Origin of the sequence: Variovorax paradoxus, from assembly GCF_030811855.1 — a bacterium.
Lineage (GTDB): Bacteria > Pseudomonadota > Gammaproteobacteria > Burkholderiales > Burkholderiaceae_C > Variovorax > Variovorax paradoxus_L.
On record NZ_JAUSRN010000004.1, the window covers coordinates 327,839 to 341,608 of the forward strand.

Annotated in this window: 13 protein-coding genes; 8 read left to right on the forward strand and 5 right to left on the reverse strand. The window is 67.5% G+C overall.

What is annotated here, in order from left to right; all coding sequences use genetic code 11:
* Nucleotides 1–4: 4 nt before the first annotated feature.
* From J2X92_RS11315 to apaG, 3 genes are read right to left on the reverse strand one after another with little or no spacing between them, the layout of a single operon-like run.
* The gene (locus J2X92_RS11315; RefSeq protein WP_307575734.1) at nt 5–1,276 is read right to left on the reverse strand and encodes a cation:proton antiporter; all 1,272 of its coding nucleotides are present in this window, start codon (nt 1,274–1,276) and stop codon (nt 5–7) included.
* The gene (locus J2X92_RS11320) at nt 1,273–1,476 is read right to left on the reverse strand and encodes a hypothetical protein (protein ID WP_307575735.1); all 204 of its coding nucleotides are present in this window, start codon (nt 1,474–1,476) and stop codon (nt 1,273–1,275) included. The genes J2X92_RS11315 and J2X92_RS11320 overlap by 4 nt, the downstream gene beginning before the upstream one ends.
* A 33-nt stretch (nt 1,477–1,509) precedes the next feature.
* Entirely contained in the window at nt 1,510–1,905 is a 396-nt protein-coding gene (gene apaG / locus J2X92_RS11325) for a Co2+/Mg2+ efflux protein ApaG (RefSeq protein WP_307575736.1), read from the reverse strand.
* Nucleotides 1,906–1,976: 71 nt separating this feature from the next.
* Here apaG and rpe point away from each other — a divergent pair, with 71 nt between their 5' ends.
* The gene (gene rpe / locus J2X92_RS11330; RefSeq protein WP_307575738.1) at nt 1,977–2,672 is read left to right on the forward strand and encodes a ribulose-phosphate 3-epimerase; all 696 of its coding nucleotides are present in this window, start codon (nt 1,977–1,979) and stop codon (nt 2,670–2,672) included.
* A gap of 7 nt (nt 2,673–2,679) precedes the next feature.
* Here rpe and J2X92_RS11335 read toward each other — a convergent pair whose 3' ends face one another.
* Nucleotides 2,680–2,952, reverse strand: a complete 273-nt coding sequence (locus J2X92_RS11335; RefSeq protein ID WP_307575740.1) for a hypothetical protein — start codon at nt 2,950–2,952, stop codon at nt 2,680–2,682.
* Between the two features lie 199 nt (nt 2,953–3,151).
* Between J2X92_RS11335 and J2X92_RS11340 the strand changes: the two genes are divergently transcribed.
* The 3 genes from J2X92_RS11340 to ligD all read left to right on the forward strand — a co-directional run bounded on the left by J2X92_RS11340 (nt 3,152) and on the right by ligD (nt 6,228).
* Complete coding sequence (locus J2X92_RS11340; protein WP_307575741.1) at nt 3,152–4,138, forward strand: succinylglutamate desuccinylase/aspartoacylase family protein; 987 nt, start codon at nt 3,152–3,154, stop codon at nt 4,136–4,138.
* A 204-nt stretch (nt 4,139–4,342) separates the two neighbouring features.
* Nucleotides 4,343–5,332 (forward strand): non-homologous end joining protein Ku, encoded by a 990-nt coding sequence (ku, locus tag J2X92_RS11345; protein WP_307575742.1) that lies wholly within the window; start codon nt 4,343–4,345, stop codon nt 5,330–5,332.
* Between the two features lie 8 nt (nt 5,333–5,340).
* Nucleotides 5,341–6,228 (forward strand): non-homologous end-joining DNA ligase, encoded by an 888-nt coding sequence (gene ligD, locus J2X92_RS11350; protein WP_373424824.1) that lies wholly within the window; start codon nt 5,341–5,343, stop codon nt 6,226–6,228.
* A 9-nt stretch (nt 6,229–6,237) separates the two neighbouring features.
* On the opposite strand, the gene J2X92_RS11355 is transcribed toward ligD, so the two are convergent.
* On the reverse strand, nt 6,238–7,056 hold the full coding sequence (locus J2X92_RS11355; protein ID WP_307575743.1) for a transglutaminase-like domain-containing protein: 819 nt from the start codon (nt 7,054–7,056) through the stop codon (nt 6,238–6,240).
* A gap of 232 nt (nt 7,057–7,288) precedes the next feature.
* Between J2X92_RS11355 and J2X92_RS11360 the strand changes: the two genes are divergently transcribed.
* The 4 genes from J2X92_RS11360 to J2X92_RS11375 all read left to right on the forward strand — a co-directional run bounded on the left by J2X92_RS11360 (nt 7,289) and on the right by J2X92_RS11375 (nt 13,768).
* Entirely contained in the window at nt 7,289–7,561 is a 273-nt protein-coding gene (locus J2X92_RS11360) for a hypothetical protein (RefSeq protein WP_307575745.1), read from the forward strand.
* Nucleotides 7,558–9,744, forward strand: a complete 2,187-nt coding sequence (gene katE, locus J2X92_RS11365) for a catalase HPII (protein WP_307575747.1) — start codon at nt 7,558–7,560, stop codon at nt 9,742–9,744. Before J2X92_RS11360 ends, katE begins: the two co-directional genes overlap by 4 nt.
* A 246-nt stretch (nt 9,745–9,990) precedes the next feature.
* Nucleotides 9,991–12,036: a CHAT domain-containing protein gene (locus J2X92_RS11370; RefSeq protein WP_307575749.1), complete on the forward strand. Its 2,046-nt coding sequence runs from the start codon at nt 9,991–9,993 to the stop codon at nt 12,034–12,036.
* Between the two features lies 1 nt (nt 12,037).
* Nucleotides 12,038–13,768, forward strand: coding sequence for a ShlB/FhaC/HecB family hemolysin secretion/activation protein (locus tag J2X92_RS11375; RefSeq protein WP_307575750.1), 1,731 nt, complete (start codon nt 12,038–12,040; stop codon nt 13,766–13,768).
* Nucleotides 13,769–13,770 lie beyond the last annotated feature (2 nt).

Below are 13,770 nucleotides of genomic sequence, written 5' to 3' on the forward strand. Positions count from 1 at the left end.
GCGGTCATCGCTGCGTGTCCTCCGTGGTGCTGAAGGCCTGGGGTGCCCAGGGCACCGAGCTCTCGCCCACCGCGTGGATGGCCACGGTGGCGAGCACGGCGCCCATCACTTCCATCAAAAGAATCGAGGGCAGGGCCACCTGCGTGATCATGGTGCCGAGCAAGGGCGACGCGGTGGTGAAGTTCGACGCGATGAGCAGCGCGATCGACGACAGCGGCGACATCGCGCAGCCGACCCAGAAGGCCTGGTTCCAGCTCGCGCCGCTGCCCGGATTGGCAATGGCCACGCCGGCGATCTTGGCAAACAGGCGAACGCCGATCACCGCCAGCACGATGCTGGCCACGGGCAGGGTCCAGTCGGCCTGCGCAGCCACGATGGACACCAGCACGAACATCAGCATGGTGAGCAGCGACGAGGCCGTGCCGAGCTGCCGCTGCCAGGCCCAGGGCTTGGCGTTGAGCGTCTTGAGCAGCACACCGCCGATCAGGGCGGCCAGCGGGGCGGAGCCGCCGAAGTGGGCCGTGAGAGCGCTGGCCGCCGCGATGAGCGCGAGCAGCAAGATGGAGGTGTTCTCGCTCGTCGGGCTCATGAAGCGCAGCGCCGTGCGCAGCGCCAGCGCCAGGATGCCGCCGATCACGAACGAGAGGCCGAGCACCACCGCCACCGGGTAGAGCTTTTGCAGCAGCGTTTGCGGCGCCCGCTCGATCAGCCCGGCCTGCGCATAGCCGAGCGCCAGCGCATAGAAGGTGTTGAGCGTCGCCAGCGTCATGGCGCGCTCGGTCACCGGCCCCGAGGCGCGGGTGTCGATGATCACGCGGCTCAGCACCGCCGGTGAGGCCACGATGGCCATCAGCGCGATCGGGTTGGCCACCGGATCGGGCAGGCCCAAGAGCTGCAGCATCCAGTACACGCCGAAGTAGGTGAGCGTGGCTTCGAGCAGGCTTTGCACCAGCACCATCGGGTTGTGGCGGAACCAGCGCAGCGGCAGCCGACCGCCGGCCTCGAACAGCACCACGGCGGCGCCCAGTTCCAGCAGGAACAGGCCGATGCCGCGCAGCGGCCAGATGGCGCCTTCGAAGCCGGCCAGGCCGACCACCGCGCCGACCACCGAATAGCCCACCACCTTGGGCAAGCCCAGGTAGCGTTGCACCAGGTGGCCGGAGGCGGCCGCCGCGGCCAACAGGAGCGACCACAGCACGGTCGGCAGGCCCGCCGAAGGGCGCAGCCACTCGGACCAGAAGCCCAGCAGATCGTTGAAGAGACTCGTCAAATTCATGCAGGTAGAAAAATGCGGAAGGGCCGGCTGCGCCAGCGTGCCTGGGCGGCGCCGCGGATGCGGTCACCGGGGTTGACGCTGCGCGCGCGCAGCGCCAGACGAAAAGCGAGACAAAAGTTCACGCGCACTTTGAGCGCGCCCATCTCCGGGATGAGCGCCACCCTACCAAAGCGCGGGCTGCCCGGCCGACAGTGTCGCATGGCCCAGTCGCAGCGACGCAGGACAGGGGCTACCTAGTGCAATACCCTTGAAACCGGGGCCCCGCCGATGTCGGCTTCCAGCACGAACATCGGAATCGGCACGTCGAAGCGCTCGCCATCTTCAGTGACTACGAAATAGCTGCCGTGCATGGTCCCGCTCGGCGCTTGCAGGCGGCAGCCGCTGGTGTAACGGAACGATTCGCCCGGTGCAAGCAGCGGCTGCTGGCCGATCACGCCCAGGCCCTTGACCTCCTGGGCATGGCCCGAGGCGTCGTTGATGAGCCAGTGGCGCGCAATGAGCTGGGCACTGATTTCACCCACGTTGGTCACGGTGACCGTGTAGGCAAAGGTGTAGATCTTGTCCTTCGGCGAGGACTGCTCCGCGAGGTAGCGCGGCTCTACGTGAACACTGATGGGGCTTTGCGGCATGCGCGCGATGGTAACTGGAGCCTTCTCTTGCACTGCTTTCCGGGTTTTGCGGCGGCTGCGACAATCGGCGCATGAGCACGCCGTTTCGCATCGCCCCCTCCATTCTTTCGGCCGATTTCGCCCACCTGGGCGACGAGCTGGCCAAGGTCATCGCCGCCGGCGCCGACTGGATCCATTTCGACGTGATGGACAACCATTACGTGCCGAACCTCACCTTCGGCCCGATGATCTGCAAGGCCCTGAAGCCCTACGCCAAGACGGCCGCCGGCGAACCAGTGCCGATCGACGTGCACCTGATGATCCAGCCAGTCGACGCGCTGGCCGCATCTTTTGCCGAAGCGGGCGCCGACTACATCAGCTTTCACCCCGATGCCTCGCCGCACGTGAACCGCAGCATTCAGGCCGTCAAGGGCGCGGGCTGCAAGGCGGGGCTGGTTTTCAATCCGGGACTTGGACTCGAAGCGCTCGACTGGGCCATCGACGACATCGATCTCATCCTCATCATGTCCGTGAACCCCGGATTCGGCGGGCAGAGCTTCATCGATTCGGCGCTGCGCAAGATCGAACTCGCGCGCAAGCGCATCGAGCAGAGCGGCCGCGACATCCGCCTCGAGGTGGACGGCGGCATCAAGGCCGACAACATCGCGCGCGTGGCTTCGGCCGGTGCCGATACCTTCGTGGCGGGCAGCGCGATCTTCAATGCCAAGGACTACGGCGCCGTGATCTCGTCGATGCGCGAGCAGCTCGCTGGCGTAGGCAAGAAGTAAATCCGGCTCAGCGCTTGACCTTGTCGTTGTAGACGCGGTCGGCCACCGGGCCGCGGTCCGTGTCCACGGTGCCGCGCTCGATGTCGTCATGGCCCCTGCGGCCCACTTCAGGCGGCTGTCCGTCCTGCGCTTCCTGGCTGTCCGAAGACTGGTCATGTTCGTGGGGCAGGCGCGGCGCCGAATCGCCGCCCTGTTCGATCTTGGTGTTGCCGCCGCCGGCGTCCCGCACCGGGTCTTCCGGGGTGCTGGGTTCTTTCGGGCGGGGCTTGCTGCTGGTCATGGCACTGTTCCTTTTCGATAGGGTCAGGTTGAAGCCTGCATGGCCCGCGGGACGCATCCGGTAGGACAGGCGAGGCATGCCCTGTAGGCCCTCCGCGGCCGAGCCGGACGATGCGATTCGTCTGGCCACCTTGGCTGCGCCGCTATGAAACGAGTAGCAGCTTTGCGCCAAGGGCAAGGCCTCCGCAATAATCGCCCGCATGTCCTCCGATCCTTTTGCCGGCGCCGCCACCGACAGCCTGCGCATCCATACCGTAGCGTCGCTGAATCCCGGTCCCCGGCTGCTCGTGATGGGCGGGGTGCACGGCGACGAGACCTGCGGCACCGTCGGCATCGAGCGCGTGCTGCGCGAAATCGATGGCGGCACGCTCCAGCTGCTGCAAGGCCAGCTGACGCTGGTGCCCATTGCCAACCCGCTTGCAAGGCGGCGCCTGCAGCGGGAAGGCGAGCGCAACCTCAACCGCCTGTTCAAGCCCGTGGCCGAGCCCGCGGACTACGAGGGCAGGGTCACCAACGTGCTGTGCCAGGTGATCGAGCGCCACGACGTGCTGCTCGACCTGCATTCCTTCCAGAGCGAGGGCGAGGCCTTCGCGATGATCGGCCCGCGGGACAACGACGGCTCGCTCGAGCCCTTCGCGCGCGCCCGCGAGGAAGGCCTGCTCGCACTGCACCTGGGCACGCCGATCGTGGTGGAGGGCTGGCTCGATATCTATGCCGCCGGCTTGGCGCAGCGCGCCGCCGGCGCCGAGGTGGGCGAGGGCGCGATCGACTTCGGCCGAGGCACCAACGAGTACATCCGCAATTGCGGCGGCTACGGCGTCACGCTCGAATGCGGCCAGCACCAGAACCCCGAGGCGCCCGAGGTGGCGTGGCGCGCCATTCGCCGTGCGCTTGCGCTGCTCGGCATGGCGCCGCTGCCTGAAGGCTTGGAGGCCGCGCCTCCCGCACCGCCCCGCCTGCTGCGCCTGGCGAGCGTGACGGACCGGCTGGACGAGGAAGACAGCTTCGTGCGCGACTGGGCCACTTTCGATCCGGTGCAGCGCGGCGAGCCCATCGGCATGCGCCACGACGGCACGATGGTGAGCGCGCCGGACGACGGCTTCATCGTCTTCCCCAATGCGCTGGCGCTGCCCGGCGCCGAGTGGTTCTACTTTGCGCGCCCGAGCGAGCGCGTGCTCGGGCCCTGACGCATTTCGCTCCTTCGCCCTTTGGGGGAAGGCTGGGATGGGGGCGGGCAGAGCGCTCAATGGACACGCCGCTTGCCCCCACCCCCAGCCCTCCCCCGGAGGGGAGGGAGAAAATGCCGGCCTGAACCCTACGGCGGGCGCCGTAGCGTTCCTACACCCCGCAACGTCCTGGGGCGCAAGTCTCCACGCTGAAGGAGTGTGCCCATGGCAGTCTCGAAAAAAGCACCGGCGCCGCGCGTCCTGTGGAAGGGCGCGATCAGCTTCGGCCTGGTCCATATTCCGGTCGCGCTTTATTCGGCCACCACCAGCCAGGCCATCGACTTCGACTGGCTCGACAAGCGCACCATGGACCCGGTGGGCTACAAGCGCATCAACAAGAAGACCGGCAAGGAAATCGCGCGCGAGAACATCGTCAAGGGCATCGAATACGAAGACGGCGAATACGTGGTGCTGAGCGACAAGAAGATTGCCGACGCCTACCCCAAGACCACGCAGACCATCGAGATCGAGAGCTTCGTCCCCGCCAACGCCATTCCCTTCGTTTACCTGGAGCGCCCTTACTACGTGGCGCCCATCAACCGCGGAGCCAAGGTGTATGCGCTGCTGCGCGAAACGCTGCAGCGCACCGGGCGCATCGGCATGGCGCGCGTGGTGATCCAGACCAAGCAGCACCTTGCCGCGCTCGTGCCCGTGGGTCCCGGCCTGGTGTTGAATCTGCTGCGTTGGGGCGCCGACATCCGCCCCTGGACCGACCTGCCGCTGCCTTCCGAGGACGCGAAGAAGGCGGGCCTGCGCGAGCAAGAGATCAAGATGGCGGAACAGCTGGTCGAAGACATGAGCGCCGAGTGGGACCCCGCCGACTACAAGGACGAGTTCAAGGATGAGATCCTGCGCCTGGTCGACCGCAAGGTGGCCGCAGGCCAGACCGAGACCGTGACTCAGCCCGAACCCGAGGAAGGCCAGGGGGCAGAGGGCCGCGGCGCGAAGATCATCGACCTGACCGAACTGCTGCAGCGCAGCCTGCGCCAGGGCGGCGGCGGCAAGGCCACCATCACTACCGACACGCGCGACAAGCCGAGGGGCAAGGCACACGGCAAGGGCGCCGCCAAGGGCGCCGCCAAGAGCACCGGCAGCCCCGCCCGCAAGCGCAGCACCGCGGCCAAGGCCGCCTCGACCCGGCGCAGCGCGGCATGAACGATCGAATGAGCACCCAGGCACCGCGCATCACCCATCCCGAGCGCGTGATCGACGCCGCGAGCGGCATCACCAAGGGCGAGCTCGCAGCCTACTACCAGACCGTGGCGCCGCTGATCCTTCCCCACCTCAAGGGCCGTCCCGTGGCACTGGTGCGCGCACCGGAAGGCGTGGGCGGCGAGCTGTTCTTCCAGAAGCACGCACAGCACAGCGACATCGCCGGAATCAAGCTGCTCGACCCCGCATTGGACCCGGGGCACGACCCGCTGCTGCAGATCGACACCGCGCGGGCATTGGTCGGCGCGGCGCAGTTCAACACCATCGAGCTGCACACCTGGAACGCCACCTCGCGCGCCATTGGCAAGCCCGACCGGATGACCTTCGACCTCGATCCGGGCGAAGGCGTCGACTGGCAGAAGATGCAGGAGGCGGCGCTGCTCGTGCACGTGCTGCTCGACGAGCTCGGTCTGCCGGCGTTCGTGAAGACCAGCGGCGGCAAGGGGCTGCACGTGGTGGTGCCGCTTCGGCGCCAGTTCGGCTGGGACGAGGTGCGGGGCTTCTCGCGCGCCATCGTCGAGCATCTGGCGCGCACGGTGCCCGAGCGCTTCGTCGTGAAGAGCGGCCCGCGCAACCGCGTCGGCAAGATCTTCCCGGACTATCTTCGCAATGGCTTTGGCGCCACCACCGCCTGTGCCTGGTCGGTGCGCTCGCGCCCGGGTCTGGGCGTGTCGGTGCCGCTGGCTTGGGAAGAGCTGCCGGACCTGGGCAGCGCCGCGCACTGGACGGTCGCCAACATCGGCCCACGCCTAGCAGTCGGCAACGCGCCCTGGGACGCTATGGAAGGCAGCCGCACGACGCTGGGCGCCGCGATGCAGATGCTCGGCTACCTGCCCTAGCGAAGAGGCCTACTGCGCTATTTCTTCGGTCGTCACTTCGAAGCGCTGCAGCGAGTTGACGCCGAACACCATGGTGATCGCCACGTCGGCCGCGTCGCGGCCGCGCGCAATCACGATGCGGCCGATGCGCGGCGTGTTGTGGCGTGCATCGAAGGTGTGCCAGCGGTCGCCGAGGTAGACCTCGAACCAGGCGCTGAAGTCCATCGGATACGGCACGGGCGGAATGCCGATGTCGCCCAAATAGCCCGTGACATAGCGCGCCGGTATGTTCATGCAGCGGCACAGCGCGATGGCCAGGTGGCTGAAGTCCCTGCACACGCCCGTGCCTTCGCGAAAGCCTTCGAGCGCGGTGCGGGTCGGGCGAGCGGTCTGGTAGTCGAAGCGCAGGTGATCGTGCACGAAATTACAGATCGCCTGCACGCGATGCCAGCCCGGCACTACGCCGCCGAAGGTGTCCCATGCGAACTGCAGCAGTTCGCTGTCGACCTCGCAATAGCGGCTCGGCAGCAGGAAGGGCAGCGTCGATACCGGCAGGTCGGCCACTGCGTGCTGGATGGCGCTGTAGTCCACCGGGTCCGCCCAGCCAGGGTCGAACACCACCGCATGGTTGCGCAGCCGCACACTCGAAACACCTTCGGGAATGCGAACGCGAGCGCAGTGGTTGTCGAACACGTCCATGTAGTAGTCGGTGTGCAGCGGCGGGGTGATGGTGATGTGCTCGCCGTTCTGGAGATCCGCCGCCCGCGAGGGATGAACCTGCAGCATGTAGATCAAGGCCGTGGGTGCCGTGACGGCGAGCTCGATGTCGAAACCGATCCTGATCTGCATTTGCTTCTTCCCTGTGTGAACCATGTGTGTTGTCGGTGTCGTGCAAGCAGGCTTCATGCCGTCCTTGCCCGATGCTATAGAAGGGCCCGAGCCGCGGCACGCGGGCAGATACGCGAGGCGCCGTAGGCGGGGACCATGTGGTGTCGGTGCGCTCCTACCCCTTGCGCACCGTCTCTCCCACATGCGAGGGCGAGCCGCCACTACGGGTAACAGTGTGAGAAAAACATAACCTTTGGATTCGCTCGCAACCGCCATCAAAGCCGCCCTTTCGTGGCTTCATGGAGACTGCAGCGCAAGCACCGACTGGCCATTGAAACCTGATCTGCTGGAGCGAACCATGGAGCTTTCGTCGCTGTTCGATTCGTTCGCCGGTGCCTGGGGAGATGAGATCCTTTTCTGGGTGGTGGCCGCCGTGGCGGGTTTCATCTGCCTGATTGCGCTGGTGAACGTGCTTGACCTTTTTCTCGACAACGAAGTTGACCCCCCCATGAAAGATCCTCGATGACGCCTCAGAACAAGGCCGCCGCCGGACGCCGGTCAAAGGCCACGGATGGCAGCAATGCCAAGCAGCAGCAACTCGATGGCTTCGCGACCGATCATGCGCCTAATCTGACGACCAACCAGGGTCTTCAGATTCCAGACAACCACAACTCGCTCAAGGCCGGGTTGCGCGGCCCCTCGCTGCTCGAAGATTTCATCCTGCGCGAGAAGATCACGCACTTCGACCACGAGCGCATTCCCGAGCGCGCGGTGCATGCGCGCGGCGCGGCGGCGCATGGCTTCTTCCAGGTCTACAAGTCGATGTCGCAGTTCACCGCGGCCGACTTCCTGCAGGACCCTGACGCGAAGACGCCCGTTTTCGTGCGCTTCTCGACCGTGGCCGGCTCGCGCGGCTCGGCCGACACGGTGCGCGACGTGCGCGGCTTTGCCGTCAAGTTCTACACCCGCGAGGGCAACTACGACCTCGTGGGCAACAACATCCCGGTGTTCTTCATCCAGGACGCGATGAAGTTCCCCGACCTCATTCATGCCGTCAAGCCCGAGCCGCACCACGAGATGCCGCAGGCCGCGAGCGCGCACGACACCTTCTGGGATTTCGTCTCGCTGATGCCCGAGAGCACCCACATGCTGATGTGGGCGATGTCGGACCGCGCCATCCCGCGCAGCTTCCGGATGATGGAAGGTTTTGGCGTGCACACCTTCCGCTTCGTCAACAACCGCGGCGAGAGCCACTTCGTGAAGTTCCACTGGAAGCCCAAGCTCGGCATTCACGGCCTCGCGTGGGACGAAGCGCAGAAGATCGCGGGCAAGGACCCCGACTTCCATCGCCGCGACTTGTGGGAGTCCATCGAGAGCGGCGACTTCCCCGAGTGGGAGCTGGGCGTGCAGCTCATCGCACCGGACAAGGCGCAGTCGCTCGGCTTCGACCTGCTCGATCCGACCAAGCTCATTCCTGAAGAGATGGTGCCGGTGCAGCGCATCGGCCGGCTGGTGCTCAACCGCAACCCCGACAACTTCTTTGCGGAAACCGAGCAGGTGGCGTTTCACCCCGGGCACGTGGTGCCCGGCATCGACTTCACCAACGATCCCTTGCTGCAGGGCCGGCTGTTCTCGTACACCGACACGCAGATCTCTCGGCTGGGGGGCGCCAACTTTCACGAACTGCCCATCAACAAGAGCGTGTGCCCGTTCCACAACTTCCAGCGCGACGGCATGCACCGCCAGACCATCGCGCGAGGCCAGGTGGCCTACGAGCCCAACTCGCTGGGCGACGGCAAGGAGTTCCGGGTCGACGGGGGCAGCGTGGGCTTCCAGTCCTTCCCCGACGATGTCGAGGGAACCAAGGTGCGCCGGCGCAGCCCATCGTTCGACGACCACTTCACGCAGGCGCGCCTGTTCTTCAACAGCCAGAGCGCGGCAGAGAAGGAACACATCGTCGCGGGCTTTCGCTTCGAGCTCTCGAAGGTGGACGTGCCGGCGATCCGCCAGCGCATGGTCGACAACCTCGCGCACGTCGACGAGAAGCTTGCGCGCCGCGTGGCCGAGCCTCTGGGCATCGGTGCGCCCGATGCCAAGGCGGCAGCGGGCCGCGCGGGCTATCGCGAGCACCGCATGACCTTGCCCATCGAGGAGTCGCCCGCGCTCAGCATGGTCGACACCGGCGACGGCTCGATCCGCACCCGCAAGATCGCGATCCTCGTGGCGGACGGCATCGACTCGGCCTCTCTGAAGCCGATCCGCGATGCGCTCGAGCAGGCTGGCGGCAAGTGCAAGGTGGTGGGCCCGCGCCTGGGCACCGTGGCCAGCGCGTCGAAGCGGCAGATCGACATTGACATGACCTTCGCCAATGCGCCTTCGGTGATGTTCGATGCCGTGCTGGTGCCCGGCGGCAGCCTGGGCGCCGCGGCGCTCGCGGGCATGGGCGATGCCGTGCACTTCGTACTCGAGGCCTACAAGCATTGCAAGGCCATCTGCACGGTGGGCGAGGGCGTGCAGCTGCTGTCGAGGCTGGGCATCGGCGCGGACGCGCAACCCGGCAGCCTGCCTCCCGGCATGGTGGTGGCGGCCACGCCCGTGACCAACCTCGGCGATGCCACCGCGGCCACGCAGATCGCGCAGGATTTCATTGCCGCGATTGCCAAGCATCGCCATTGGGACCGCACCGACATCGATTCGGTCCCCGCATGAAATAGTCCTTTTGCGCTAGACCGTCTTGCGAATAGGCGGGGCGCAGGGCCGCTCCTAGACTTTCCCCACGAGGCCTGAACGGCGCGCACTTCCGCGACGTCGACCCCCGCAACCGCGGGCACACGGGCCGCGCGCGGGGGTCCAATGACGTGGTTTTCGAGAACGGGATGGGGGCGCTCGGCACGTCGTGCAGGAGCCGCGGGTGCCCTCGGGCTGGCTGGCATTTTCCTGCTGGGCCATGGGCCGTTGGCATTGGCACAACAGCAGCAGGCGACCAATGCCGAGGCCGCCGCCAGCAAGGCCGAGCAGGCCCGGCTTGCGGACACCGACACCTTGCTGGCCCTGACCAGCGAGGGCGCGGTGCTCTACGGGCAGGACGCGGTCAAGCTCTCCGGCTACCAGTATTGCAGCCAGGCGGTGGCGCTGGCCGAGGCCGGTGAATTCCGCCAGAGCGTGCGCGCCGCCAGCAAGGCGCTGCACCTGGCCAATGCCACGCGCGATCCGAACCTCATGGCCATGGCCAACCGCGACCTGGCCATCGTCTACAGCTATTCGGGCCAGCTCGACAAGGCCGAGGAGTTTGCGCGCGAGGCGCTCAGGCATCCGGCGCGCGACCCCAAGCTGGTGGTCGGCCCGGTGCAGAAGGTGATCGGCGACGTGCGCACGCGCCGCGGCGACTACGCCGGCGCCGTGCTCAGCTACGACGAGGCGCTGACCAACAGCTCGCCGCGCTATGCGCCGCTGGTCCAAGCCTCGCTCGTCAATGCGCTCATCGAATCGGGCGATGCCGCTCGGGCGCGAGACATGCTCGGCAGCATGGCGCCGCCCAAGGACGCACCGCTCACGGCGCAGCTCGACCGCACCCGCGCACGGCTGCTCCTGGCCGAGAACAAGCCGGGCGAGGCCCGCGATCTGTACCGCGCGCTCACCGCGCGCCAGGTGGGCACCGACACCGAGTACTACCGCCTCTGGGCCTGGGATGGCGTGGCGCGCAGCGAACTCGCGTTGGGACAGAAGCAGGCCGCGGCCGAAGCCATGGCCCGCGCGCTGGGCGGCATCGACCAGGTGCGCGCGAAGTTCCGCAGCGAAGAATTCAAGATGGGCCTGTTCTCCGACCTGCAATCGGTGTTCGAACGCGGCGTGTCGATCTACAGCGATGCAGGCGATGCGCGCCAGGCCTTCGAGGTGAGCGAGCGCAGCCGCTCGCGCGCGCTGCTCGATGCGGTTCGCGGCCGCGCGAAGATCAGCGACCGGGCCGCGAGCACCGTCGACCTGGCTACGCTTCAGGGTGCGCTCGCGCCCGACGAGCGCGTGGTGCAGTTCCATTCGCTCCCCGATCGGCTGCTGGTGTGGGTCGTCAGCCCCACGGGCATCGAGGCCCACACCGTGGCAGTGCGTCGCGAGGAACTGACCGAACTCGTCGAGGTGTTCCGCAATTCGATCGTGCGCGGCCGCCGCACCGCCATCACCAATGCCGACAAGCTGGGCGCGGCGCTGCTCGGCCCGCTCGGCCTCGCGTCGGGGCAGCGAATGATCGTGGTGCCCCATGGGCCGCTGCACTACCTGCCGTTCCAGGCCCTGCGGTTGAACGGGCGCTACGTGATCGAGGCGCATCCGGTGGCGGTGGCACCGTCCATCAGCATTGCAGTGCAGCTGGCGCAGCGCACGCCGCGCGTGAGCGCGTCGCTCACCGCCTTTGGCAATCCGCGCATCGAAGACAAGTACGACCTGCCTGGCGCCGAGATCGAGGTGAAGCAGCTGGCGCAACTGTTCCCGCGCAACACCGTGTACATGGGCGCCGCGGCCACCAAGACGCAGTTCCGCGAGGTGTCCGCGCGGTCGCCGCTGATGCATGTGGCGGCCCATGCCGAGGCCGATGCGGTCGACCCGCTGTACTCGCGCATCCTGCTGGCCAACGAAGGCGGCAAGCAGAACTTCCTGGAGGCGCACGAGATCCTGGGCCTGCCGATGGACGGCACCGCGCTGGTCACGCTCTCGGCCTGCGAGTCGGGCCTCGGGCGCATCGCGCAGGGCGACGAGGTGCTGGGCTTCACGCGCTCCTTTCTATCGGCCGGCAGCTCGAGCCTGATCGCGTCGCTGTGGCCCGTGTCGGACGACGCGACCGCGGTGCTCATGGGCACGCTCTACGGCGAGCTGTCGAAGGGCCGCGACATTCAGAAGGCGATGCAGGCCGGGCAGCTGGCAGTGCTGAAGGATCCCAAGATGTCGCATCCCTTCTTCTGGGCGCCGTTCAACCTGATCGGCAACTGGCGTCTGACGGTGGGGAGCTGACATGAAAAGAACAACTGAGATGCGCGCCATCCAACGCTCCGCGCCAATCGCCGTTGCCGTCACGGCTCTGATGGGCGCGACCTTGCTGTTCGTCGCCCAGCGCACCCATGCGGCAGAACCCGATGTCAATGCGCTGCTGCCAACCAAGGGCCCTTGCGGCAGCTGCGACCGCCCGCTCGCCCAGGCCACCGGCACCGTTGCGCCGCAAAGCCTGCCCGCGCCGCCTCAACCTCCCGCCGCCAAGTTCAGGCTCAACGACCTGCGGCTCAACGGCGTCAAGGCGCTGAGCAACGAGGAACTGCAGGGCATCACCGCGCCCTACATCGGGCGCGACGTCACGCTCGGCGATCTCGAAAGCCTGGCGCAGGCCATCACCGCGCGCTACAAGGAGCGCGGCTACTTCCTGGCGCAGGCGGTGGTGCCGGTGCAGACCGTGCGCGACGGCATCGTCGAGATCAGCGTCATCGAAGGCCGGCTCGGCAAGGTCGAGGTGCTGGTGGCGCCCGACGCGCCCATCAGTGAGGCGCGTGTGCGGGGCTTCCTTGCACCCCTGGCGCCCGGCGAGGCCGTGAACGCGCCGGCCTACGAACGCTCGATGCTGCTGCTGTCGGACCAGCCCGGCGTCAAGGTCTCGTCCGCCCTGCAGGAAGGCACCCAATCAGGCACCACCGACCTCTCGGTGGAAGTGGCGGCGGCGCCGCGCTGGGCCTTCGCGGCCGAGGCCGACAACCACGGCACCAAGGAGTCCGGCCGCTACCGCCTCGGTGGCACGGCGCGCTGGGCGAGCCCCTTCGGCATCGGCGACAACCTGGACGTGCGCGCCATGGTCTCCAACGGCAATGCGCTGCAGTTCGGCCGCGTCGCCTACGAGGCGCCCATCGGCAGCAGCGGCCTGCGCGCCGGCCTGGGGCTGGCGCGCGTCAACTACGAGCTGGGCGGCGAGTTTGCGGAACTGGGCGCCCAGGGCAAGGCCGACGTGTTCGACGTCTCGCTGAGCTACCCGCTGATCCGCCAGCGCCAGCACAACCTCTTCCTGCGCCTGTCGGCCGACAGCAAGAAGCTCACCGACGAATACACGGCGGTCGACTTCTCGGCGCGCAAGCGGGTGCGCGGCCTCGGCCTGGGCTGGACCTGGGAGCGCCGCGACGACTGGCTGGGCGGCGGCTACTGGGCCAGCACCGGCAATCTCTATCACGGCAGACTCTCGATCCGCGATGCCGACAGCCTGCAGACCGACCAGAGCCTGGGGGGCCACCGCACCGAAGGCGGCTTCACCAAGGCCACCTTCCAGCTCTCGCGCCTGCAGGCGGTGCTGCCCCAGCACTCGCTGTACCTGGCGCTGGGCGGCCAGTGGGCCAGCAAGAACCTCGACGCCTCGGAAAAGCTCTCGCTGGGCGGTGCGCGTGCCGTGCGCGCCTACCCCTCGGGCGAACTGCTGGTGGACCAGGGCCTGATCGGCACCGTGGAATGGCGCTGGTCGGTCAACGCCGAGTTCACGCCCTTCGTGTTCTACGACGCGGCGTACGGGCGACCGACCAAGAACCCGACGATCTTCGACGCCAGCCCCAATTCGCGCAGCCTGCGCGGCGCGGGCATCGGCCTGAGCTGGACGCGGCCCGGCAACTTCACCATCAACGCCACGCTGGCCTGGCGTGCCGGCACCGACCCCGCGCGCACCGACGGCGGCGGGCACAACCCGCGGCTGTACGTGCAGGCGCTAAAGACCTTCTGAGG

Excerpts from the sequence above, each read along its gene's own strand:
- ligD (WP_373424824.1), top strand. The coding sequence starts at position 5,341 with ATGAGCACCCAGGCACCGCGCATCACCCATCCCGAGCGCGTGATCGAC.
- J2X92_RS11315 (WP_307575734.1), bottom strand. The coding sequence starts at position 1,276 with ATGAATTTGACGAGTCTCTTCAACGATCTGCTGGGCTTCTGGTCCGAG.
- rpe (WP_307575738.1), top strand. The coding sequence starts at position 1,977 with ATGAGCACGCCGTTTCGCATCGCCCCCTCCATTCTTTCGGCCGATTTC.
- J2X92_RS11355 (WP_307575743.1), bottom strand. The coding sequence starts at position 7,056 with ATGCAGATCAGGATCGGTTTCGACATCGAGCTCGCCGTCACGGCACCC.
- katE (WP_307575747.1), top strand. The coding sequence starts at position 7,558 with ATGACGCCTCAGAACAAGGCCGCCGCCGGACGCCGGTCAAAGGCCACG.
- ku (WP_307575742.1), top strand. The coding sequence starts at position 4,343 with ATGGCAGTCTCGAAAAAAGCACCGGCGCCGCGCGTCCTGTGGAAGGGC.
- J2X92_RS11320 (WP_307575735.1), bottom strand. The coding sequence starts at position 1,476 with ATGCGACACTGTCGGCCGGGCAGCCCGCGCTTTGGTAGGGTGGCGCTC.
- J2X92_RS11335 (WP_307575740.1), bottom strand. The coding sequence starts at position 2,952 with ATGACCAGCAGCAAGCCCCGCCCGAAAGAACCCAGCACCCCGGAAGAC.
- J2X92_RS11340 (WP_307575741.1), top strand. The coding sequence starts at position 3,152 with ATGTCCTCCGATCCTTTTGCCGGCGCCGCCACCGACAGCCTGCGCATC.
- J2X92_RS11375 (WP_307575750.1), top strand. The coding sequence starts at position 12,038 with ATGAAAAGAACAACTGAGATGCGCGCCATCCAACGCTCCGCGCCAATC.
- apaG (WP_307575736.1), bottom strand. The coding sequence starts at position 1,905 with ATGCCGCAAAGCCCCATCAGTGTTCACGTAGAGCCGCGCTACCTCGCG.